At 36.4% G+C, this 23,233-nt stretch carries 18 protein-coding genes and 14 tRNA genes; 28 read left to right on the forward strand and 4 right to left on the reverse strand.

Translation table 11 applies throughout. From position 1 onward, the window contains the following. Positions 1 to 98: 98 nt before the first annotated feature. The 24 genes from BW946_RS13150 to BW946_RS13260 all read left to right on the forward strand — a co-directional run bounded on the left by BW946_RS13150 (position 99) and on the right by BW946_RS13260 (position 12,468). Positions 99 to 227 carry a penicillin-binding protein gene (locus tag BW946_RS13150; RefSeq protein ID WP_076596632.1) on the forward strand — a complete coding sequence of 43 codons (129 nt, stop codon included), beginning with the start codon at positions 99 to 101 and terminating at the stop codon, positions 225 to 227. Positions 228 to 802: 575 nt separating this feature from the next. Then, a tRNA-His gene (locus BW946_RS13160) sits at positions 803 to 870 on the forward strand. An 8-nt stretch (positions 871 to 878) separates the two neighbouring features. After that, positions 879 to 952 (forward strand) — tRNA-Arg (locus BW946_RS13165). Between the two features lie 66 nt (positions 953 to 1,018). After that, positions 1,019 to 1,092: transfer RNA gene (locus BW946_RS13170), tRNA-Lys, on the forward strand. Positions 1,093 to 1,100: 8 nt separating this feature from the next. Then, positions 1,101 to 1,174 (forward strand) — tRNA-Arg (locus BW946_RS13175). Positions 1,175 to 1,242: 68 nt separating this feature from the next. Then, positions 1,243 to 1,314: transfer RNA gene (locus BW946_RS21435), tRNA-Pro, on the forward strand. A 6-nt stretch (positions 1,315 to 1,320) separates the two neighbouring features. Then, positions 1,321 to 1,395, forward strand: a tRNA-Glu gene (locus BW946_RS13180). Between the two features lie 2 nt (positions 1,396 to 1,397). Beyond that, positions 1,398 to 1,471 (forward strand) — tRNA-Ile (locus tag BW946_RS13185). A 4-nt stretch (positions 1,472 to 1,475) separates the two neighbouring features. Beyond that, positions 1,476 to 1,547 (forward strand) — tRNA-Asn (locus BW946_RS13190). Between the two features lie 497 nt (positions 1,548 to 2,044). Then, a tRNA-Tyr gene (locus tag BW946_RS13195) sits at positions 2,045 to 2,131 on the forward strand. A gap of 77 nt (positions 2,132 to 2,208) precedes the next feature. Further along, positions 2,209 to 2,280: transfer RNA gene (locus tag BW946_RS13200), tRNA-Glu, on the forward strand. A gap of 353 nt (positions 2,281 to 2,633) precedes the next feature. Then, positions 2,634 to 2,707, forward strand: a tRNA-Leu gene (locus tag BW946_RS13205). A gap of 78 nt (positions 2,708 to 2,785) precedes the next feature. Then, positions 2,786 to 2,858: transfer RNA gene (locus BW946_RS13210), tRNA-Leu, on the forward strand. Positions 2,859 to 2,943: 85 nt separating this feature from the next. Then, positions 2,944 to 3,015, forward strand: a tRNA-Gln gene (locus tag BW946_RS13215). Between the two features lie 8 nt (positions 3,016 to 3,023). Then, a tRNA-Trp gene (locus BW946_RS21440) sits at positions 3,024 to 3,094 on the forward strand. A gap of 101 nt (positions 3,095 to 3,195) precedes the next feature. Continuing rightward, a complete protein-coding gene (locus BW946_RS13220) occupies positions 3,196 to 3,681 on the forward strand; it encodes a ribonuclease H-like YkuK family protein (RefSeq protein ID WP_076596634.1) in 486 nt (161 codons plus the stop codon). Positions 3,682 to 3,717: 36 nt separating this feature from the next. Next, positions 3,718 to 4,089 (forward strand): cyclic-phosphate processing receiver domain-containing protein, encoded by a 372-nt coding sequence (locus BW946_RS13225; protein ID WP_076596635.1) that lies wholly within the window; start codon positions 3,718 to 3,720, stop codon positions 4,087 to 4,089. Between the two features lie 13 nt (positions 4,090 to 4,102). Then, positions 4,103 to 5,119: an RNA ligase, Rnl2 family gene (locus BW946_RS13230; RefSeq protein WP_076596636.1), complete on the forward strand. Its 1,017-nt coding sequence runs from the start codon at positions 4,103 to 4,105 to the stop codon at positions 5,117 to 5,119. Between the two features lie 193 nt (positions 5,120 to 5,312). Further along, positions 5,313 to 5,876, forward strand: a complete 564-nt coding sequence (locus BW946_RS13235; protein ID WP_076596637.1) for a metallophosphoesterase family protein — start codon at positions 5,313 to 5,315, stop codon at positions 5,874 to 5,876. Between the two features lie 87 nt (positions 5,877 to 5,963). Then, positions 5,964 to 6,506: a 3'-5' exonuclease gene (locus BW946_RS13240; RefSeq protein ID WP_076596638.1), complete on the forward strand. Its 543-nt coding sequence runs from the start codon at positions 5,964 to 5,966 to the stop codon at positions 6,504 to 6,506. 111 nt (positions 6,507 to 6,617) lie between these two features. Beyond that, a complete protein-coding gene (locus tag BW946_RS13245; RefSeq protein WP_076596639.1) occupies positions 6,618 to 7,169 on the forward strand; it encodes a 3'-5' exonuclease in 552 nt (183 codons plus the stop codon). Between the two features lie 689 nt (positions 7,170 to 7,858). Further along, positions 7,859 to 8,419: a hypothetical protein gene (locus BW946_RS13250; RefSeq protein ID WP_076596640.1), complete on the forward strand. Its 561-nt coding sequence runs from the start codon at positions 7,859 to 7,861 to the stop codon at positions 8,417 to 8,419. A gap of 5 nt (positions 8,420 to 8,424) precedes the next feature. Next, positions 8,425 to 11,121 carry a DUF6493 family protein gene (locus tag BW946_RS13255; protein WP_076596641.1) on the forward strand — a complete coding sequence of 899 codons (2,697 nt, stop codon included), beginning with the start codon at positions 8,425 to 8,427 and terminating at the stop codon, positions 11,119 to 11,121. A gap of 3 nt (positions 11,122 to 11,124) precedes the next feature. Beyond that, positions 11,125 to 12,468, forward strand: a complete 1,344-nt coding sequence (locus tag BW946_RS13260) for an SWIM zinc finger family protein (RefSeq protein WP_076596642.1) — start codon at positions 11,125 to 11,127, stop codon at positions 12,466 to 12,468. 83 nt (positions 12,469 to 12,551) lie between these two features. Here the strand turns inward: BW946_RS13260 and BW946_RS13265 are convergent, their stop codons facing one another. Then, positions 12,552 to 13,004 (reverse strand): VOC family protein, encoded by a 453-nt coding sequence (locus tag BW946_RS13265; RefSeq protein ID WP_076596643.1) that lies wholly within the window; start codon positions 13,002 to 13,004, stop codon positions 12,552 to 12,554. Between the two features lie 368 nt (positions 13,005 to 13,372). On the opposite strand from BW946_RS13265, the gene BW946_RS13270 reads away from it, so the two are divergent. From BW946_RS13270 to BW946_RS13280, 3 genes are all read left to right on the forward strand, one after another. Next, positions 13,373 to 14,890 carry a TROVE domain-containing protein gene (locus BW946_RS13270; protein WP_076596644.1) on the forward strand — a complete coding sequence of 506 codons (1,518 nt, stop codon included), beginning with the start codon at positions 13,373 to 13,375 and terminating at the stop codon, positions 14,888 to 14,890. Between the two features lie 511 nt (positions 14,891 to 15,401). After that, positions 15,402 to 15,929 carry a DUF6584 family protein gene (locus BW946_RS13275; protein WP_076596645.1) on the forward strand — a complete coding sequence of 176 codons (528 nt, stop codon included), beginning with the start codon at positions 15,402 to 15,404 and terminating at the stop codon, positions 15,927 to 15,929. 344 nt (positions 15,930 to 16,273) lie between these two features. Continuing rightward, positions 16,274 to 16,495, forward strand: a complete 222-nt coding sequence (locus BW946_RS13280) for a phosphate ABC transporter substrate-binding protein (RefSeq protein ID WP_076596646.1) — start codon at positions 16,274 to 16,276, stop codon at positions 16,493 to 16,495. 1,298 nt (positions 16,496 to 17,793) lie between these two features. On the opposite strand, the gene BW946_RS13285 is transcribed toward BW946_RS13280, so the two are convergent. Together BW946_RS13285 and BW946_RS13290 are read right to left on the reverse strand one after the other, a co-directional pair. Next, positions 17,794 to 18,132: a helix-turn-helix domain-containing protein gene (locus tag BW946_RS13285; protein ID WP_076596647.1), complete on the reverse strand. Its 339-nt coding sequence runs from the start codon at positions 18,130 to 18,132 to the stop codon at positions 17,794 to 17,796. An 11-nt stretch (positions 18,133 to 18,143) separates the two neighbouring features. Then, entirely contained in the window at positions 18,144 to 18,572 is a 429-nt protein-coding gene (locus BW946_RS13290; RefSeq protein WP_076596648.1) for a transposase, read from the reverse strand. A 622-nt stretch (positions 18,573 to 19,194) separates the two neighbouring features. Between BW946_RS13290 and BW946_RS13295 the strand changes: the two genes are divergently transcribed. Continuing rightward, a complete protein-coding gene (locus BW946_RS13295) occupies positions 19,195 to 20,733 on the forward strand; it encodes a SulP family inorganic anion transporter (RefSeq protein WP_076596649.1) in 1,539 nt (512 codons plus the stop codon). Positions 20,734 to 20,894: 161 nt separating this feature from the next. Here BW946_RS13295 and fusA read toward each other — a convergent pair whose 3' ends face one another. Further along, entirely contained in the window at positions 20,895 to 22,961 is a 2,067-nt protein-coding gene (fusA, locus tag BW946_RS13300) for an elongation factor G (RefSeq protein ID WP_076596650.1), read from the reverse strand. Between the last annotated feature and the right edge of the window lie 272 nt (positions 22,962 to 23,233).

The following is a 23,233-nucleotide window of genomic DNA, read 5'->3' on the forward strand; positions in this document are numbered from 1 at the left end:
TTGGGATCGTTTTGTGGCTTTGTGTATTCGAAACCTTCCCGAAATTGTGAATATTATAAAATAATATCAAAAAAGATTTATCTTTGCACCAGAAAATTATGACAATACAAAGAGCACATATCAATGCAGAACTATTCGAAAGTCCTTCTAATAAAGGATTATTCGGATATGATGAGATGATATGGAATGAGGCGAAATGTGCTGACTTTGGAAATTATTTACTGTAAACCCGTAAAAAATTAATCAAAATACAACAGAAACGTCTCGGAAAACCGAGGCGTTTTTTGTTTTTTAGGTCAGAAATTATTTAGAATGAAAAAAAATAACCATCAACATGAAAATTTTTTAATCAACAATGAAACTTTAATACGATAAAATAGAGTGATAAGCAACCCGGTGAGAGACAGTCATTTAGGTAATTAAAATATCTGCAAAATATTGCGGACGGAAATTCTCTATTCTAAAATTAATATATAATTAATTGATTGTCAATAATTTAGATTGAAAATTTATTTGTGAATTCCAAAAATTCATATTTACTTTGCAACCGAAAATTGAAAGCAACAGGTTTTCAGGATTCAATTAAAAATAATTTAGAAACAAACAAAAATAAAATGAAACAGTTACACAACATATTCAATCAATATTCAAGACTATTCGGACAGAAGCCGACAGGTGTTGCGTGTCTTCTTGAAAGTGGAATTGTGGATAAAAGGTGCTTATATACGTGGGTCAGCTAATGATCTCTTACGTTTAAATAGATGAAGCGCCTCCCGAAAAGAGGCGCTTTTTTTATGGTTTCTTTAGCTTATTTGGTAAAGCGCCGGTCTGTGGAACCGGAGAACAGGGTTCGATCCCCGGAGATACCCAAAGGAGAAAATCTCATGGCTCAATTGGATAGAGCGTCGGTTTACGACACCGAAGGTTGAAGGTTCGAGTCCTTCTGAGATTACAAAAAAGTGAATTTTAAATTGACAAGCGAAGCGAATTGATTATTGACTATTCACGACTTTAAAACAATCTCATAGCTCAAATGGTTAGAGCACCGGTCTTTTAAACCGGGGGTTGAAAGTTCAAATCTTTCTGGGATTACAAAAAACGGTTCCGTAGCTCAACCGGATAGAGCATGGGTTTTCTAAACCCAGGGTTAGAGGTTCGAGTCCTCTCGGAATCACAAAAAGGTTCATGGAAGTTTTCCCATCCGGCTGTCTCCCGGAAAAGAAACAGAAGTGAACCCCAAAGCTGGAAAGATAACGGTGGTTGTTTACCCGTCTTGGACGCGGGAGGCCGCAAGTTCGAATCTTGCTTTCCAGACTATTTGTTCCATTAGCATAGAGGTAAGTGCATTCGGCTTTCTACCGAACGACAAGGGTTCGATTCCCTTATGGAATACCAATGATTTCGTAGCTCAAGTGGTTAGAGTGTCGGTCTGATACACCGAAGGTTGAAGGTTCGAGTCCTTCCGGAATTACAATGATTTTGTAGCTCAATGGCAGAGCACCGGTTTGTTAAACCGGAAGTTGAAAGTTCGAGTCTTTCCAGAATCGCAGGTAACTAATTGTTAATTGTTTCAGGAGAAAAAGTAAAAGTTTGTCGAGAGCAAAAGATCTTTACGCCAAACACGAAAAATAGAGACAGGCTTTTCTTCTCTCCGGATTAATTAAAAGTTAAAGAATATCATTTATAAATTTTTAGGTAAAATAAAGTTGGTCAGGCGCAGAAGTTCTTTATCAAATAAATGAAGACAGACTTTATTTTTTAATCTGATGGTTCGCCGAAGTAGAAGAGTCGGGACGGTCTGCAAAACCGTTGTGTAAACTGAGTGGGTTTCAATCCCATAGCCATCTCAAAGTAAAAACTATAGGAAATATAAGAATGTTTTATCAATGATCTTTTATCATCTATAGCAAAGAATATCCTTTATTAATAAAAGGAAAAGGCTGTCGAGCGCAGAAGATCTTTAATTAAACATTCAATATAAAGACAGACCTTTTCTTTTTTGAAAGTAAAAAATTTAGGAATTATTTATTACTCATAAAAATCCGGAAGTACGCCGAAGTTGGAGAGTCGGGGCAGACTGTAAATCTGTTGCTTCATTGCTGAGTAGGTTCGAATCCTACTACTTCCACCAACTACTGATAATGTAATGGCAGCATGCAGGAAATGTACTCTTGTTGTTCAGGTTCGATTCCTGATCAGTGGCTCAATGCTCTATTCGTCTAACGGTGAGGACGCCTGCCTTTCGAGCAGAAAACAAGGGTTCGATTCCCTTATAGAGTACTGGATGTGAATAACTGGTCAATATTGAATTGATAATAATACCATGAAAGTTCAGATTTTTTAAAAATTGGCCAGTTACCATTCACACAAAAATGAAGAAAAGAGAAAAAAGGACTGTCAAGAGCAGAAGATCTTTAGTCAATAAAAACAGACAGCCTTTTACTTTTTTAAAATAAAATAGAATTAGGAAATGAGAAAGGTTTGTCAGGCGCAGAAGATCTTTACAAACACTAACAGGCATAGTTTATCAACAGACAGAACTTTCTCAAACCTAGACATAATATGAGTAATAAGTAATGAGCAATAAATAATACCCATGGATTTTCATTACTAGATAATTACCAATAAGATACGCCTCTCTATTCCAATTGGCAGAGAAAACGGCTTTAAACCCCGTAAAGTCCCAGTTCGAATCTGGGGAGAGGTACAGAATATAAGTAATAAGTAAAGAGCAATGAGTAATAATGAAAATAGAAAATATTACTCATTACTCATAAAAAAGCCTGCGGGAATGGTGGAATGGCAGACACTCTTGATTTAGGATCAAGCTTTTGGGGGTTCGAATCCCTCTTTCCGTACAAAAACATAAACGATAAGAGATTAATGATCAATGATTGCTGAGCACTTCATCAATTATCAATCAACATTTATCGATTATAAAATTGATTCATAGTGTAATTGGCAGCACACAGGATTTTGATTCCTGGAGTTTAGGTTCGAGTCCTAATGAATCAACAGCAGTTACTCTGATAGTGTAATGGCAGCATCTCAGTCTCCAAAACTGATGGTATCTGTTCGAGTCCGGTTCAGAGTGCAAAAAAATAGAAATTAGAAACTAGAAGTTAGAAAATAGAACTGCTAGTTATCATTTATCAATTATCAACAATCATTTATGAATTAAAATAGGTAGAAAAAATGGAAACGCAACAACAAACATGGCAGAATATGAATGGAAAAATTTTCCAACACTCTATCACACAGCTGGTAGAAGAAGCCATCATTCGCGAACAGGCTAACGGACACCGTCTGAAAGTATGTGTGGGATCAGACTCTCATGTATACGGAGATGCCATCAGCTATGCTACGGCAGTAGTATTTATTCGTGAGGGAAAAGGAGCGTTTACCTTTATCAGAAAAGAAAGAGAAATACAGAGTATCAGTATCAAGGAGCGAATGCTGAATGAAGTCAACAAATCCGTTGAAATTGCTTACGCGATCTGTTCTGTATTGGATACTTATGGTGTGGAAATGGAGGTACACGCAGACATTAATACCGACCCGGATTTTAAATCCAACGTAGCATTGAAAGATGCCATGGGATATATTCTGGGAATGGGATATGTGTTTAAAGCAAAACCCTTTGCTTTCGCAAGTTCCAACTGTGCTGATATGATGGTGTAATAAATCTGGAAGCTTAAAAATCATAAAAATTAAATCATGGAAAAAGCAAAAAGACTATTATTTCTGGATGATATAAGATATCCTATTGAGGTCTATCATTATACCCAACAGAATATTTTCCTCAGAAGCGACTGGCATATCGTTCGTAATTACGAGCAGTTTGTCAACAGGATTTTGGAAAAAGGACTTCCGGAAATGATTTCTTTTGACCATGACCTTGCAGACGAGCACTATTTAAAACAGGATTCCCGGGAATTTGTTGAAAAAACAGGATACGACTGTGCCAAATGGCTGATAGAATATTGCATGGACAATTATCTGGACCTTCCAGAATTCTATTGCCACTCCATGAATCCGGTAGGAAAGGAAAATATCTTAAGCCTTTTAAAAAAATTTAAGAACGATTAAAAACTAAAACAAAATGATTTTTAAAACATATAACGCTATAGAAAATGCTTACCAGGCCCGCGTGATCGAACAGATCAGGATGCAGGGTTTTGGGGATGAGGTTTTCATCGTACAGGAAAAAGTTCACGGAGCTAATTTCTCTTTCTTTACCGACGGAAAGGAAATTAAAATTGCGAAGAGAACTGCTTTCATCGAAAAAGATGAGAAATTTTTCAATGCCCATCAGATGTTGGAACGCTACAGAAAAAATGTAATAGAAGTGTTTCAAAAAGTGAAAGCCATTTACCCGAATGTAGAAACTGTAGTGATCTACGGTGAATTGTTCGGTGGCGGATACAAACATCAAGATGTAGAACCTGTAAAAGATGCTGTGAAGGTACAGAAAGGCATTGAGTATGCCCCTCACAACGAATTTTACGCTTTCGATATTAAACTAAATGGGATTACCTATTTGGATACAGAAGTGGTCAATCAGATTTTTGAAGAGACAGGATTTTTCTATGCTAAAATTTTGTTTCAGGGAACTCTGGAAGAAGCTTTGAAATTCCCCAATGTTTTCAATTCAAAAATTCCGGCCTTGCTGGGATTACCCGAATTGGAAGACAATAGGTGTGAAGGAACCATCGTAAAAACTTTGAAAACCAGATACTTTGGAAACGGAGCCAGAATTATTCTGAAAAATAAGAATGAAAAATGGGTAGAAAAGTCCAAAATGGTTAAAAAAGAAGGTAAAACTGTTCATAAACAGGTTCATTTCAGTGAAAAAGCGTATGAAATCTGGGAAGAAATCCAAAAATATGCTACAGCCAACAGATTGAATAATGTGGTAAGTAAAATAGGCGAATTCGAACCTAAAATGATAGGTAAGGTGATTGGTCTTTTTTCACAGGATATTTTAGAAGACTTTCAAAAGGACTTCCCGGCAGCTTTCACAGCTATTGAAAAAGAAGAGCAGAAAAGGATCAACAAAAAGTTGAATTCTTTAGTCATTGATTTTATAAAAGAAGAGTTGATGACTATTAAAGTATAGTTTCGGTAATTTTTTACCGAAACTTTTTTATGTATAATAAGTATCCATCACAGTCAGAAGAACGAAAACACTTCATTGTATTAAAGAGAAACGGGACTCATGAAAGTGTGACAATTCCCATCCTTTGGAGGGGTGGCGAAAATTCAAAGAATTTTTGACGGGGTGGTTTTAAAAAGAAAAAACAATTAAAAAAATGAAACCCAATATATTTTTTACAGCAGACCATCATTTTGGTCACGAGAATATTATAAAGTTTTCAGAAAGACCTTTTGAATCACTGGACCATATGAATGAAGAGCTCATTAAAAGATGGAATGAGAAAATTGAACCTGGCGACACAGTCTACCATCTAGGAGATATGAGTTTAGGAAAACCGGATTTTACAAAAGAAATTTTAGACCGTTTACATGGCGATATTCATCTGATCAAAGGCAATCATGAAGGAGCAGCATTAACTTATCCCAAACGTTTTGCGTCCATCAGAGATTACCACGAACTGAAAATTGATGACCCGGACCAAAATAACGGTAAACAGAAAATCATTCTTTTCCATTACGCCATGCGTACCTGGAATGGCTCACACCGCGGAGTCTGGCAATTATACGGCCATTCGCACGGAACTTTGCCGGATGATGAAATGGCACTCAGTTTTGACGTTGGAGTAGACTGCCACAATTTTTATCCGGTTTCCTACGAGGAAGTCAAAGAATTAATGAAGAGGAAAAAATGGACACCACCATTTGCTCCAAGAAATTAATAATTAATAATGGAAAGGAAGCAGAAGGCTAGGAGAAGTGGAAACCTAACCAACTTCTAACCTCTGACTCCTGATTTCAAAAAAATCATGAAAACAACCAATGAGATCATCATCATTGATCTGGAGGCTACATGCTGGGAAAACGACAGAATTCCCACCGGGCAAAAGGTCGATATTATAGAAATAGGAATTTGCAAATTAAACTTAACATCTAAAGCAATTTCCCAAAAACAAAGCATTTACATCATTCCGGAACGGTCAGAAATCAATAGATTCTGTACAAAACTGACAGGAATTACTCCGCAGCTGATAGAACAAAAAGGGATCTATTTCGAAGAGGCCTGTGAAATGATCAGAGATCAATACCATACTGCAACACTTACATGGGCAGGATATGGAAACTTTGATGGAGAGCAGATCACAGAACAGTGTGACTGGCTCGGAATAACCAGTCCTTTTTCGGAAAACTATATGAATGTGATGCATGAATTTAAAAGACATTTCAATCTCCACAAACAGATAGGTCTTAAAAGGGCTTTGAGTTATTTAAATATGGATTTTGAAGGCACTCATCACAGCGGAGCAGACGATGCTTACAATACAGCCAGAATTTTAAGTGAAATTCTGTAAACCGTAATTAGTCTGGAAGATAGAAGCTGGAGGTTGGAAGTAAATCAACACTGTAAAACGTTCCTCTTCCCGCATCCATCTTCCAATCTTTAACAATTAAATTTTAAACAAGTGAAAACAACAGAAAATATATTAATAGTAGATCTTGAAGCAACGTGTTGGGAAAACCGGCCGCCAAGAGGTCAGGAAAGTGAGATCATCGAAATCGGGGTATGCATTATGAATGCAAAAACGGGTAGGATCTCAAAAAATGAAGGGATTTTAATAAAACCCCAATATTCAAAAGTAAGTCCTTTCTGTACGGAATTGACCACTCTTACCCAAAATATGCTGGATCATGAAGGCATCATGCTGGATGATGCTTTCGATATCCTGAGAGCAGAATATGATTCCGAAGAATTGACATGGGCAAGTTATGGTAACTATGACCTGAATATGCTGAAGGATCAGGCAAGAAGATTCTACACAGATTATCCCATGAGTGATGATCACATCAATGTGAAGACCTTATTTGGTGAAATCCATCCTACCATCAGGAAAAGTGTCGGAATGAACAGAGCTTTGGGGGAATTGGGTATGACTTTAGAAGGTACCCACCACAGAGGAGTAGATGACGCAAAGAACATTGCAAAGATTCTACATTGGTGTTTGCAGAATTACTAAATAATCTGAAATAAACAGATAAAAAAGAAGAGTTGTCTCAAATGTCGAATAATTTGGCTTGAGACAGCTTTTTTTGTAAAATGGGGTATTGTTGGAGATCAATTATAAAAGTTATATTGCCCATTCCTTTCCTACAATCCGTTACAATATTGCAGAAACCCTAAATCTTCTGCGGCATTGTAACGGATTGCAGTTCTTTTGTTATTATTTTAAAAAAAATTAACGTATCGGCAGGGTAGGATAATTTTGTTGTAAAACTTTATCAATACTTAAAATAAGACACCAAATGTTGTGTAAATGTCATTATATGGTGCTTTTAGCTGTTTTTTAATTTTATATCTTTAAACAGGGAATTATTTTTATCTTGCTAAAGGCTTTGTCAGGCATTGTTTTATTAACTTAATATTTGTTAAAAAAATCACTTTTATGGGATAATTTACTGTCTGTCAGCCATTTTTTTTTATTTTAGCCAATGAGAATAAATGGATGTTTATTAAGGAAGGTTTTGAGGCAAAATAATTAAACTGTTGATTAATTGCAAAGGAGATCATGAATATAAAGAAAAAATTCCGGTGAGATATTTATCAGATCATTTTGACACCGGATTCTTTAAATATTACAGTCCTGAAAATCCCTCTTTTATAAATGATTTATTCAATTTTTAGAAAGGTGTTTATGATAATGTTCTGATGAGAATTTTATATAGCAGACCTGTTTTTCAGACTCTGTTTTCTGAGGAAAGAAATAGTAGATTATTGTTAAGTTCTGTATATCAGTATTGTATTGAAGGGTATGTAATGGTTTTAAATGTTGAAATGAAGATGAATTTACTTTCCATAACGAGGCTTTATTTATTTCTGTCTCTGGGACAGTTTGAAAAATATGAAGCTTGCGGTGGTAAAGCTTTTGACCCCCTGTTGGATACAGTGTTTTCAGGTTGTTATAAAGAAAAGGAACGGAAAACAGTAATCCACAAAAAGTCCAGCTTTGAATGTAAGCCTGTACAGACACCTGCATATGGGATTTTTAAACTTATTCATTTGAAAATCAGATGTAATGCTGCCTTAAGTAAACTGCTGTTCTCCATTCTTTCAGCAGTTGAGAGAAAGGTTTTTAATAGTAAAAAGTTCCTTTCGCTCTATAATAAACTGGTAGAGCAAAATTGGTTTGAACCGGAGAAAATTTTTGTCAGACCGCCTGAAGAATGGAAAAAAATAAATAACCTGAAACAAATTTATACATCAAATTAAAGCACATGAAAGAAAGACTTTATGAGATCCTTAATGAGGAAAAAGTACATGAGATTATCCCCTTTCTAAAAGAGCTTAGTATTGAAGAAAGGAAAACACTGATACCATCTATCAAGAAAATGGACCGTGAGATCAGTAAAATTGTAATGACTAAAAACTCCTACCACACGGCGGGATCTGTGAGCCAGCATTCCATTATAGATATTGCTTCATTTGTCTGCATGGACAAAAAGAATTTTGGTAAAAACTATTGGAGCCTTTTCCGTAATGCGGAACAGACCGAGCAGATACTGGAATGGGGATGCCCGGATTGGTTTTCAGATTTTATCAATGAATCAGTTGAAGCTGAATTTACAGCATTTAATTATAAAGATATTTTAGGATGGACGGAGAAAGGATATGTGCAGCCCAAACCCGAATTATTGGGACATCATCTTAGCAATTACCCGGCAGATCTTGACCATTACCCCGAAACACTTGCTACTCATTTTTGGTATTTGTGTGAATTCCCTTCCCGATCTTTGCCTTTCCGTAAAGAATGGTTTCCTATTGTTCAAAAGCTTATTGCTGATAAGAAGATTGAAAGAAAAAGATTTCTGAGAGAGTGCCTTCTGGCCTCCAACAGAAACTTTAATAAAAATGTCACGGGCTGGTTTATGGATTCATTTACCTCATTAAAGCCAACGGAAGAAGAATTGTCTGATCTGCAGGATGACCTGCTTGCAGGGCTTGTTTCTTCACAGTCAAAAGCGGTGAATACAATATTATCACATCTGAAAAAAATTGTTGGAACATCTGAATTTAAGAGTGAGGAATTTTCACATTACCTGCCCAATTTACTCAGTTCAGAGGTAAAAACAGTAGTGGTTTCCAGTCTGGTACTTACAGAAAAAATATTTCAGAGAAAGAAGGTGGATCCGGACATGCTTGGAATGGCATTAAGTACAGCATTTGTTAGTAAAGATGATGGTATACAGTCAAAAGCAGCAAAGATTATCCTTAAATATATTCCGGCTTCAGAAAATATGATAGAGGCTCTTTCTCATTATTCAGATAATATACTGACGAATGTGCGTCCTCTCTTGATAAAATATATTGAAGAGAAACAGCCGGAACTTGAGGTAATAGACTCCGAAAAGAGACTGCTGGCTGCAGATGAAAATGCAGTGCAGGTACTTCAGAATTTTGAAGATCTGATGTTCTATCTGCCTGTGGCAATGGATGATCCATACAGTTATCATTGTGATATTGCTTTGACGGGATTTATCCAATTTGCAGGAGATGTAGATGCTGAATCTGTGAAACTGATAGAACCTGTATTTTTGAAAGCCTGTAAAACTATAGCAAAATGGGAAGTTCCTTATCTGAATGTTTTATTATGCAATGCAATCATCAATTATGGGTTGGCTTTAATGGAAAAATATCCGATTCAGCTAAAGAATCTGGAAAAAATATATCAGAAAACCAAAGAGGAGGAAGCGGCAAGAGAATCTTATTCCAATTATCAGAAAAAATTAGGTCCGATAGAAGATGTTGGTGCAGATTGTCCCGCAAGACAGGCTTTTAAGGATATTGCGATATATGCTGTTGACAAAATAAAATCCGGGGATAAGATTCCTTTGTTGTTTCCCGTTACCCATTCCCCATGCTGGATTTCTCCTGTAACCCTTGTTGAGAGATTGGAGAATTATCAGAATAATAATACAGAGCCTCATCATCTGGATATTCAGCTTGCCCTGCAGCGTTGTGCTTTAGATGATACCTCAAAAGCAATTGAAGAAGTTGAGAAAAGATTAAAAGGGGAATATAAAGAATTACTGCTTTTCTTCTTTGGTAAAAATGTACAGCCCGAAGGGACGTTTATACATCCCTCATGGTGGATAACAGCTGGGATTACACGTTCCCCCGAGACCTTTTTTGAGCAGTTCAAAACTCTCGGATATAATAGTATTCCTGCAGAATTCTTCTCAGGCGCTTATAAGTGGAAAACTATTGACAATAAGAAAAACTCTTATTATCCGGTGGAGCTGAATATTACGATTCCAAAATATCATCTCGAAAAAAGAAAAGAACCTTTGTTCATGGAATATTTCGTTGCCGAACAGAAAGAGCTTAATGAAATTCCAGCGCTGATGCTTTGTTTCCCCAATACACCTGCAAATGCTCTGGCGAAAGTAATTAAATACTGCCTTTTCTATTCAGGAATTGCAGAAGTATATGAAAGAAGTCTTGTTTTGAATACTGCGAATACGCTTTATCAGATCAAAAAACCTCTGGATGAAATTGGCTATTTGTTTCTTGGAACTATTTTCCTGGACAGTGATAAGACGATCCGGGGAACGGCGGCTGAAATATGGCTTGAACATGTTTCTTGCCAGATGATGGATAATGCAAGGCTGGGAAGAGTGATTGGTTTACACGAAAAATTAGAATGGGCCCCGGTGAAAAGATTAACCGATCTTATGCAGCACCACATGCTTAATGTAAGTAAAAACCATAATATTGCTCTTGAGGAATTGATTTCCAGTATTTTGCTTCAAATGGAAGAACCGGTTACCAACCTGAAAAGAATTCTGGAAATCTACCATGAAGTATTGGCTTTAAACCATTCATCGGTTCATAAAGAAGTCATGAAAAAATTAAACCACTGGAAAGAAAGCTCAAGTCTAAAAAAAATAGGGAATCTTCTTCTGAAAAAATAGATTATGGAAGATACGCTTTTTTACAACTATCCAGGAGCATCCGCTTTAGTTAAGAAAGGTGCTCTTGAAGAATTATTTCTCGCCAAGTACAGTGAGATACATAAAAACACTGATGCTCCCTGTTTTTTCTGGGGAAATGTAGGGCAGCCCTTTATTTTGGCCCGATGTCTGATCACGCTTTCCAATATTGTAAAATCCAGCTTTAACCTGTCTCCGTTTCAGATGGTACTTCTTAAAGATCCCATAGTGACGGCAGGAAATGAAAGATTAAGGTTGGAAGGTTTTTCTCATTGTGCGGGAGTGTATGCAAGAGTAGATATGCTGCCAGAGGGATTGGATGGAGAGTTTCTTGAAAACGGAACAACGAATGTGGATTTCAATCAGCCCATGATAACTGCATTAGGAAGCATCCGTCCTAATGAAAAAATTATACTTTCTGTAGGACAAAAAGAAGTGGGCCTATACAAAGAGGAAAGTAAAATAACAGAAAGAAAAGTGCCATTGCCTGTAAAATGGATCAAAGGACTGGGAACCGTTCAGGTGTATTTATCAGAATCAGAAAAGCTTCATACCTTCAATAAAATCCAGACACAGCAATTGTTTAGAGGAATGCCGAAAGGAGTGGTGAAGTCAGACTATTATTTAATTGTGAGAGGAAATAAACCTGTTTTCTCTCCGGTACAATCTGCGGATTCTGTTTGCATAGGAGGACTTCACAGGCTTCGTCTTTTAGAACCCCTTCTTCCTTATATTGATGGTATGCAGGTTTTTGCACATGTTAATATGCAGTCTACTACATGGCAACTCAGTATGGGAAATATCCGGTTTAGTTTTTCTTTATCGAGAGAATGCTGGAGAGGTTTTTCAGGTGAAGGAGCAGTGTTGGATAGTCTGATTTCAGATGTTCCTGATGAATGGATTGATGCATTGGATAAATATGCCTATGCCAATCAGTCTTTTAATCCCCGCAGACTTGCCTTGGAAGAGCATATCAGTTTTGATAAAGTTGAAAATATTACAGGCAGGCTTGCCGCAATGGGATTACTAGGTTATGATCTTGATGACAGAGAATTTTTCTATCGTAGACTTCCTTTTAAATTAAACCGTATTATTGGACTCAATCCTCGTATAAAAAATGCTCAGAAATTGATAGAGGACGGAAAAGTAGAAATCTTAAATAATAATAAAGAAAGAACAGAAGCCAGAGTAAAAGGAACCGGGGTACATCATATAGTAATCATTCAAGAAGAAAAAGAGCGTTGCACCTGCGAATGGTTCAGTAAATATCAGGGAGAAAGAGGTCCCTGTAAACATGTATTGGCGGTAAAAAGACTGGTTAATGTTTAAATACTGCTGATGCTCATTTTATCATTTTGTTGAGCAGCACAAAGGCGCAACATCTTGCGCCACTGTGTTGTATTAGTGTCTTATTAATTACCAGTCTGCTTCATCCATTCCTCATAGCTCAGTACTCCCAGTTCCGGTCTGCCTTCACCCTCCAGAATAGAAATAAACTCAAGCTGGTTTCCATCAGGATCATTAAAATAAATAGCCAGTGCAGGCATCCATGCAAATACCATAGGCTCTGTACTTCCGTTTTTCAGAAAATTGTAAGGTTTTAAATTCTTTTTTTCTAGAAACTCCACAGAATAATTCAAAATATCCTCCTTACTGCTGGAAAAAGCAAAATGTCTGGTCTGAAGATTTTCCTTTTGCTCCCATAATCCCAGCATAAATTCCTTTTCTTCTCCCACCCATAAAAAAGCAATAGGCCTGGTTTTATCCCTATGAGCTAGCTTTAGCCCTAATACTTCCGTATAAAACAGTATCGCATTTTCCAGATTGCTTACCTGAACATGGGTTTCATATATTCCTTTAATCATAGTTCAATTTTAATAAAAGCAAAGCTAGAAAACCTTTGCCGGAAAACGTAGTATAGACGATTTCTTTCTTGAAAATGAATAATAGAAGGAGTTTATAATTAAGAATTAGATTCTTGTTGAATATCAATATTTTTTTAATGTTAATTCAATAGAGGTGGGCTTTAGAGCCAAAACTTAAAATCTGCTACAGTTATTCAATTATTATATCGAATTTAAATCTCCTTTCAATCACCTTTCAAAAATAAAAATTAAAAAAACAAAGAAAAAATTACTACGCAAAAAGGTTGCGTAATATCGTTTTTACTTTGCATCAGAAATCAGAGAGGAAGTATTAATCCCTTCCATGTTTAACAATAAAAACAGTAACCATGAAATTTAATTTTTTAAGAAAAGAAAATAAAGTAGTACAGAACTATGAAGGTGCAAAAGCATATGCCATGACACCTGCAGAAGAGTTGTATAGTGCTGTTGTTACAACAGGACTGTCCGATGCCAATTATGAAAAAGGAAATGACAGATTGGTGAGAATCCAGTCTCTGGTCAAAAAAAATGATCCTGAATTTGTGGCAAAACTTGCCGTATATGCTAGAAAAAATATGTACTTAAGATCCATTCCATTGGTTTTAACAACCGAATTGGCAAAGCGGACTTCCGGTACAGACCTTGTAAGCAAAACAGTAGACGGAGTTGTTCAGAGAGCAGATGAAATCACAGAATTGCTGGCATATTACCAGCTTGCCAACAAAAGAACAGATACCAAAAAACTGAACAAGCTTTCAAAGCAGATTCAGAAAGGTCTGGTGAAATCATTCAATAAATTTGATGAATACCAGTTCGCAAAATATAACAGAAAAGCGGAAGTAACCCTGAAAGACGCATTATTCCTGGTACACCCGAAAGCTAAAGATGAAAATCAGCAAACAGTTTTCAATAAAATTGCCAACAATACACTGGAAACACCTTATACCTGGGAAGTGGAGCTTTCCGTTCTGGGCCAAGCGAAATTTACAGATGATGCAGAAAGAAAACTGGCTTTCAGCAACAAATGGGAAGAATTGATCTTCAGCAACAAATTGGGTTATATGGCAACTATGAGAAACCTGAGGAATATCCTGGAAGCTGGAGTGTCTTCTGATGCTATGCAAAAAGTATGCGCCTATCTTTCCGATGAAAGAGCAGTATCCAATTCAAAACAGCTCCCATTCCGGTTTCTTGCTGCTTACAGAGAATTAAAAAATATCGATTCTCCATACCTGTCCTCAGTATTGGAAGCATTGGAAAATGCTGTTGTAGTGAGTGCCAGAAATATCAAAGGTTTTGGTTTTGAAACTTCGGTAGTGATTGCTGCCGACGTATCAGGCTCTATGCAGAAAGCAGTTTCCGGTAAAAGTAAAATTTTGCTGTATGATATCGGATTGCTGATGTCCATGATCCTCCAGTCACAGTGTAAAAATGTGGTAACAGGTATCTTCGGCGACCGCTGGTTAAGAGTTCCAATGCCGAAAAATGGTATTTTAAGGAATGTAGATGCATTCTACAAACGTGAAGGTGAAGTAGGATACTCTACCAATGGTTATCTGGTCATTGAAGATCTCATCAAAAGAGGAGAACAGGTAGATAAAGTCATGCTGTTCACGGATACTCAGCTATGGGATAGCACAGGAAACAGAAACTCCTTTGAAGACATGTGGAAAAAGTACAAAGCCATCGCGCCTCATGCAAAGCTGTATATTTTTGACCTGGCAGGTTATGGTACACAGCCGCTTGATATCAGGAAGGATGATGTACACCTAATTGCAGGTTGGTCAGACAAAATTTTCGATGTACTGAATGCTTTGGAAGACAAAAAATCGGCAGTGAAAATGATTCAGAAAGTAGTGCTGTAACAGGCACTGCTTTTAACATATAGAATAAAATAATCAATATATTCAGGAGCTTAATCCCGCTTTCCACTCTATCTTTTTCGCCAAAGCTTTCTTCAAGCCATTCAGAAAAAGGATGCCGTTGCAATCGGGGCTAGGAATGAAAAAATTATAAATTAAAAATGGTGAATTCTTCTTGATCATGAAGTAATAGTTCTTTGTAAAATTTAACAGAATGTATATGAAGAATAATAATAAAAAGTTGAAATCTCCAGCGATGAGAACTATGGAAATGTGAAATAGAAAACGGAAGGGTTAAGAAAATAAGCTATACGAATGGTAAGAAAATTCTATTGTTTGAAGCGCGACACAGAAGGTGAAACGAAGAACTAATATAACATTCGCGCAAGTTTTAGAATTTTTAGAGCGTGTAGGTTATTTTTAGCCGGAGTTTCCAGGTCTTGAACCTTTGGTTCTTTTGCTTCAAGGCAAAATGAACCAATAGGTAAATAAAAAATGAAACGGCAAAACAACAATGGGAAATTTATTGTACAGAATTGAACAGGATCTTAAAGAAGGCAGAAAGAAAAAGGCATGCGACAGATTGAGAAATATGATCAATCAGTTTCCTGATGATCTTTCCCTGAGAAAAAAGTTAGGGTATATTTACTTTGAAGCAGGATTTCTTGATGAAGCAGGTAAATTCTGGATTCTGTCTGCACCGGAGAATAATGAAATGGAAAATGCAGTACAGATTTACATAAAGTCTTTAAGCAATTCAGGAAATGCCATTTTAAAAGACATTGTTTTCAGAGGAGATAAAAATCTGCTTGATGAATATGCATTGAAGGTAATCACAGAACTTGAACAGAATAGTCTTACAATCACAAAACAGATTCCTGTTTTCAAAACCAAAACAAGAGAGAAAGGAAACTATTCAGAAGATAAAACAGATTTTTTAAGTAAAATCGGAATCTTTTTATTGATCGGATTTATTATTTTACTTCCGATTTTAGGGGTTTTAAAACTTTTCGAAGTGATTTCATCATTATTTTATTATTAAAAATAAAACTGCGTAAAAAGATTGCGTACTTACAATATAATTTTGCAGTGTTAATATTACCGGTGCCGTTAGAAAGACTTACTTCGATTCCAAACTGACAAAGTCTTTCACCAGATTGCCCGGTAGCTGACCAATGTCGTTCATAAGAGTTCCATCATCAAACTTTTAATTTGAATCGAATCAAAAACTCTTATACATTGTTACTTGGTTTTTAATAAAAAAACAAATGCGTAAAAAGAATGCGCACTAAGAATATAAATTTGTAAAGAATAAAACGAATAACCATGAATAATCATAAACCAGATCTAAAAGAAGCACTGTATTGAGGTTAATACTCAATACTTATGAAAAAAGCTAAAGCGTTAAGAAAGAAATTCGGATTCAATGAATATGAATTGATTGACTTCCCAAAGAAAATTTCCGGTGTACAGATTTCCAGAATCTTATATGGAAATGAAATGGGTTGTTCGCGATGTTTTCCACACGGTTTTGAAGTGGTGAATGCAACGTATACAAAGTTCCAGAGATGTTGGAAGAAATACAGAAAAACCCAATGGAAAAATTAAAATCAGGTGTCGTTTTGGAATCATACTTCGAGTTAGGTCTTCAGATGTAGGTTCAATTCCTGCCATTCCTGTTGTAAACGGAACGTAGCTCAAAAGATAGAGCAGAAGAAAAAGAAAAGATTCCACCGTTTTTGCCCTGATATTATTAAAAGAGTGCCGTAGAAAAGATCTACTTCGGTTTAATTTGGTTCGATTCCAGAAAGGTCATGAAAGTGATCTTGTATAAGTCTTTTCGAACTTAGCCTCTTTTGTTTAAATCATATCAATGAAAAAAAGTAATAAAAGTCGAAATTTCCAGCGATGAGAACTATGGAAATATGACATAGGAAATGGAGGCGTTAAGAAAATAAACTATACGAATGGTAAGAAAATTCTATTGTTTGAAGCGCGACACAGAAGGTGAAGCGAAGAACTGATATAACATTCGCGCAAGTTTTAGAATTTTTAGAGAGTATAGGTTATTTTTAGCCGGAGTTTCCAGGTCTTGAATTTCTGGTTCTTTTGCTTCAAGGCAAAACGAACCAATAGGTAAATAAAAATTTACACTACGTAAATAGATTGCGCAGTATCAATATAATTTTGTAAAAAGAAAACTAATAACTAAAAATAAAAAATCGAGTGTCGTCTTAGAATCATACTTCGAGATTGAGTAAACATTGGGTCGCAGGTTCGAATCCTGTCTTTTCCCTCGAAAAGGAGAAGTAGCTCAGCAGGTAGAGCAAATGCACGGAAGATTCTGAAAAATATTACCTTGATTTGTAAAAGAGTTCTGTAGAAAAGGCCTGCTTCGGTTTAATTTGGTTCGACTTCAGAAGGTCATGAAAGTGATCTTGTATAAGTCTTTTCGAACTTAGCCTCTTTTTTATTTTAAAAACAAACAAGTGCCGTAGAAAAATGTTACTTCGCTCATCACGACGGGGTCACGGGTTCGAGTCCCGTCTCTTTCACAATAAAAAAACACAGTCTATATAGGAAGAGTAGCTCAGCTGGTTAGAGCACGACTGCATTATTCGCATATCGCCTTGTCTTATCATACAAGAAGCCGGAAGTGGGACGTTGAAGATCTTTGTATATAATTTTCTATAAAGTCAGATAGATCATCAGGCTTTAATCCCTTTCTTCTGGCCACTTCCAGCTTCTTTATATTCCATTTTGAAGTGTCGTCAGGAAAAATTCATCGTAACACAATTAGGGGAGGAATAGCGAAGCCGGTCACTCCGGCAAGGTTATCCGGTTCGACTCCGGCAAACGTTAGCCCGTTTTTTTCCTTACTATTACCTTTAAAAAAAGCCGGTAGTTTACTTACCGGCAATTTTCATTGTATCTTCAAGCTCTTCTTCAAACATCACTTTCCACTTAGAAAGAGTAGTTCTGCTTATTTTATATTTTCTGGACATATAACTTATGGAATGACCATGCTTTTTCTGATACTGCAGTAATTTTAGCATAGTCTGTTTGTCATAGGTTTTGAGTTTTTGATTTTCTCTGGACTGCTTGAAGAGTTTTTCATTGAATTTAAGCACATCCTCACTGGTATGAAGCTTTTCAAGAAGTTCTTTGATTTTCGGATCTTTCAGCTTTTCAGGATATTCCGTTTTAAGCATATCCAGGTAAATTTTTTTATAATTGGGACGCATGTCTTATCTGTTTATCCGTTTGCATTATCACTCTTCTGAAGCCATCTGTGAAGGGTACTTTTCGGAATAGAATATTCTTTAATCACTTCACTATGGGTCATCTCACCGGAAAGAATTCTTTTCATGATAAAGTCTTTGATTTCCTGAGTATAAATATTTTTCCTGAAATAAGGCGTTTTTTCGGACTTCTGCTGGTTTTTGTTAATGGCGGAAGGAGGGGCGTATAAAATCAAATGTGAGCTGTAAAGTCTGAAAAAATCATATTCCAGTAACTTGCTCCATCTTAAAAGAAGATCCGTATCCATTGATTTGCTGTCATACATCATTTCAACAGTCTCTTCATCTTTACTTAAAAATTTGCATATCCTCTCTACTGTAATTTCATTTTCATCAACTCTTTCCTTTATAAATTTCCCAATATGGATTTCTTTATATAACATTTTTACTGAATATTGTTCTTTTGTTTAAATTTATATATAAAAAAACGAGAATAGGTGCTGAATATATTATGCTTTGCAGGGAATAATTCACAGAAATTTGAAATTGATTAACAATAGAAACAATGATTTAAGAATACTAAAATAGGTTTTATAAGACTACTATTTATCTTATAAAAGTGGATATGTATTTTGCTAAATATCTTAATAACAGGCGGGTAGGGGTCGCCTTAATGTACTTGCAATATATTCTTTATTTTCAATGGTTTTCTCTTCTTCTCTTTCAAACTTCTTTTCCTGCCATTTGTGTCAAATAATATATAACCTATTAAGGTTTTATGCAATTCTATGAGTTAAAGCTGCAGATAAACTGATAAACAGCTTTTTACACATTGAATTTTAAATTAGTACCGAATAATTGCTTATTCTTTTTCAAATGTAGACAAAAATAAGAAGTAAAAAGAATCATAAATATAAAAATTATAGATTATATATTTATTTTAATTAAAATTAACATATTATAAGAACTGATGTGGGAATTATTTAAATGGCGGATTTGTTTCTCAAAAAATCATAAAAAGAAAAAATTGTGTACCATCGGGACAGTCCATACCTTTGCCTATCAATGAAAAATACTATAAGCTTATTCGATTTTTCGAAAAAAATCAATTATAAAAATGAATTGCTGGCTGGTTTTACTGTAGCGATGACGATGATTCCTGAATCTCTTTCATTTGCTATCCTGGCCGGTTTGTCTCCTCTTACAGGACTTTATGCAGCTTTTATGATGGGATTGGTAACAGCTGTTTTAGGAGGGCGTCCGGGGATGGTTTCCGGTGGAGCAGGAGCAACTATTGTTGTGCTGATTGCTTTAATACAATCTCATGGGATAGAATATCTTTTTGCCACCGTAGCACTTGCCGGAATCCTTCAGATGATGGTAGGAATTTTTAAACTGGGGAAATTTGTAAGGCTGATTCCACAACCCGTTATGTACGGATTCCTGAACGGTTTGGCTATTATTATTTTCATGGCACAGGTAGAACAGTTCAAAATCACGGATAGTAATGGTGGGATAAGCTGGCTGCAGGGAATGCCTTTGTATATCATGGCAGGCTTAACGGCTCTTACAATCGCAATTGTTTATTTTTTTCCGAAAATCACAAAAGTTGTCCCAGCCTCTCTTGTGGCTATTATCATTGTCTTTGCTGTGGTTCTCGGATTTAATATTCCAACAAAAACGGTAGCAGATATCGCCCATATCAGTGGAAATCTTCCGAGTTTCCATATCCCACAGATTCCTTTTTCTCTGGAAACGTTACAGATTATTTTTCCTTATGCCTTAATTATGGCTGGAGTAGGTCTTATAGAATCTCTTCTGACATTATCTATGGTGGATGAAATTACAAATACAAAAGGAAGTGCCAATAAAGAATCCGTAGCTCAGGGATTGGCTAATATTACCAATGGCTTCTTTGGCGGAATGGGTGGATGTGCAATGGTAGCGCAAACGCTGGTGAATCTTAACGCCGGTTCCAGAGCCAGATTATCCGGGATTATTGCATCATTGTTAATTTTAATCATTATTCTGTGCGGAGCATCAGTCATAGAGAAAATTCCTATGGCAGCTTTGGTTGGAGTGATGATGATGGTCGCTATCAGTACTTTTCAGTGGGTATCGATCAGGATTGTGAATAAAATGCCGAAGTCTGATATCTTCGTCGGAGTTACTGTGGCATTGGTTACGGTGATTTTACATAACCTGGCTTTAGCAGTCTTGATTGGAGTGATCATTTCAGCATTGGTTTTTGCCTGGGATAATGCTAAAAGAATCAGAGCCAGAAAATATGAGGATGAAAATGGAGTGAAGTATTACGAAATATACGGACCTTTATTTTTCGGTTCAGTAACAGCGTTTACAGATAAATTTGATCCTATGAATGATCCTGATCAGGTGGTGGTTGATTTTAAAGAAAGCCGCATTGTAGACATGAGTGCAATAGATGCGCTGGACAAATTATCCAAACGGTATAAGCAATATCATAAAACCTTACACCTGCGTCATCTCAGCGAAGACTGCCGGAAAATACTTAAAAATGCAGAGGCCGTAGTGGAAGTTGATATCTTGGAAGATCCAACGTATAAAGTAATGCCGGAAAAATAGCGAAGAGGGCAATAAGTAAATTTTGCTTCGCAAGTGAATGATGAATTTTTGTAGTTTAGAAAAAATTAACAGGCGCAGCGGATTGACGATTGACTTTTCACTATAAAAACTCCCCATAACCAGACAAGGACTGTAAGAAAAAATCTACAGTCCTTGCTTGGTTAGGTGATTAATGTATTGGCAATAAAATCAGGCACTAAAGCATAGTGAGATAATTTCATGCTGATAGAAGCGCGTCCGCTTGTCAGTGTTCTCAGGTCAGAGATGTACCCGAAAGTGGAAGCTAACGGAACTTCTGCCGCAAAAATTTTTCTTCCTGATCTTTCATCAATAGAAGTGATCATTCCTCTTCTTCTGTTAATATCCGCAGTGACAGCACCTGTGTATTCCTCTATACTTTGGACCTCTACCTGCATGACAGGTTCCATCAGTTTAGGACTACATCCTTTTGCTGCCGTTTTGAATCCTTCTCGTGCAACAATTTCGAAATCAAATGCTGCAGAATCCTGAGCGTGGAAAGAGCCGTCAAGAAGAGTGACTTTCATATTTTCCAGAGGATATCCTTTCAATGGTCCATGATTCATAGCTTCCTTGAATCCTTTTTCAATAGAAGGAATAAATTCAGTAGGAATAACGCCTCCTTTGATCAGGTTAACAAACTCCAATCCGTGTTCATGGTCATTTCCTGGTCCGATTTCAAAAGTGATATCAGCAAACTGACCGCTTCCTCCGTTTTGTTTGGAAAGCTTTTCTCTGTGAACTTTAGTTTCCGTTAAGATCTCACGATAAGAAACTTTAGGTTTTCCCTGATTGATTTCAATACCATGATTCAGGCGGATTTTTTCCAAAGTGACTTCAAGATGAAGTTCACCCAATCCACTCAATAAAGTCTCTCCGGTCTGCGGATCTCTTTCAACCACCAAAGAAGGATCTTCTTCCTGAATTTTTGCCAGCACCAAACCGAAAGATTTCTCATCACCATTGGTTTTTGGTTCAATAGCCACCCTGATCACAGGAGCCGGGATCGTAATCGATTCCAGTAATACCGGCTTGTGTACAGAAGATAAAGAATCTCCGGTTTTGGCATCTTTTATTCCTGTTAAGGCAACAATATCTCCAGCTTTAGCTTCTTCAAGAGATAACGTTTTGTCTGACTGCATTTGTAAAATCCTGGAAATCCTGAAACTTTCATCCGTTCTTACATTCAGTATCGTATCTCCGGATTGTATCCTTCCGGAATACACACGAAGCATAGCCAGTCTTCCCATGTGTTTGTCAATCAATACTTTGAAGACAAGTCCTGAAAAGGCAGTTTCCTCATTTCTTTTCAGTACTACCGTTTCTTCTGTATGAGGATCTTTTCCCTGCAGGTCAGCAAGCTGGTCCGGAGCCGGAAGATAAGTGACTATAGCATCAAGAAGAGGCTGGATTCCTTTATTCTTAAAAGCAGAACCACACAGAACAGGTACGGCTGCTCCGGATCTGCAGACTCTTTGTATAGCTTCCGAAATCATTTCAACAGTGACTGTTTGTTCAGTATCCATAAAAATTTCAAAAAACATCTCATCATTTTCTGCCAGAGTTTCCATTAATTTTATCCTGTATTCATCGGCTTCAGCAATATAATGGTCGGGAATTTCCTTTTCCACAATGGTTTCTCCGTTTTCATCATTCCAGTATAATGCTTTCATTCTGACAAGATCAATAACGCCTTCAAAATGTACTTCAGCACCCATCGGAATCTGAAGTGCCAGAGGAAGAGCATTCAGTTTGGTTTTTATCTCATTGAGAACCGCAAAGAAATCTGCACCAATCCTGTCCATTTTATTGATAAAACAGATTTTGGATGTTCCGTGTTTTTCAGCCTGGAACCAGACATTTTCAGTCTGTGGCTGAACTCCTGAAGAAGCACAGAAAACGGCGACAACACTATCTAAAACTCTTAAGGAACGTTCTACTTCCACTGCAAAATCAATGTGTCCTGGCGTATCAATAATATTGATGTTATAAACTTTTTCGTCCTTTTTCCATTGGGTAGAAACTGCAGCGGATGAAATGGTAATCCCTCTGTTTCTTTCCTGTATGTCTTTATCCATGGTGGTATTTCCGTCATCTACATTACCAATTTTATGAATAAGTCCTGTATAATACAAAAGCCTTTCTGATAAAGTTGTTTTCCCTGCATCTACGTGTGCTATGACCCCTATATTTCGTGTGTTATATTTCATTTTGTTTGATTTAAATTGTTGATTTTTAGCTCTGTATTTAGAAAAGGTTCTGAAAAAATGAACACAAAATACACCCCGGTCTTATAAAGCCGGTAAAACATTTTTTGTATTTCGTATCAAAGGGAAATTTTCAGAGATCTTAACAAATAACAGAAGTTTTTTGAATTGTTAAAGTCTGAAATCAGGGCAGCAAAAAAGACCTATCCGAATAGACAGGTCTTCAATATATTTTTTAGTATAAAAGATCTGTAGAACTATTCAGATAAATATTC

Origin of the sequence: Chryseobacterium sp. RU33C, from assembly GCF_900156015.1 — a bacterium.
GTDB classification, from domain to species: domain Bacteria; phylum Bacteroidota; class Bacteroidia; order Flavobacteriales; family Weeksellaceae; genus Chryseobacterium; species Chryseobacterium candidae.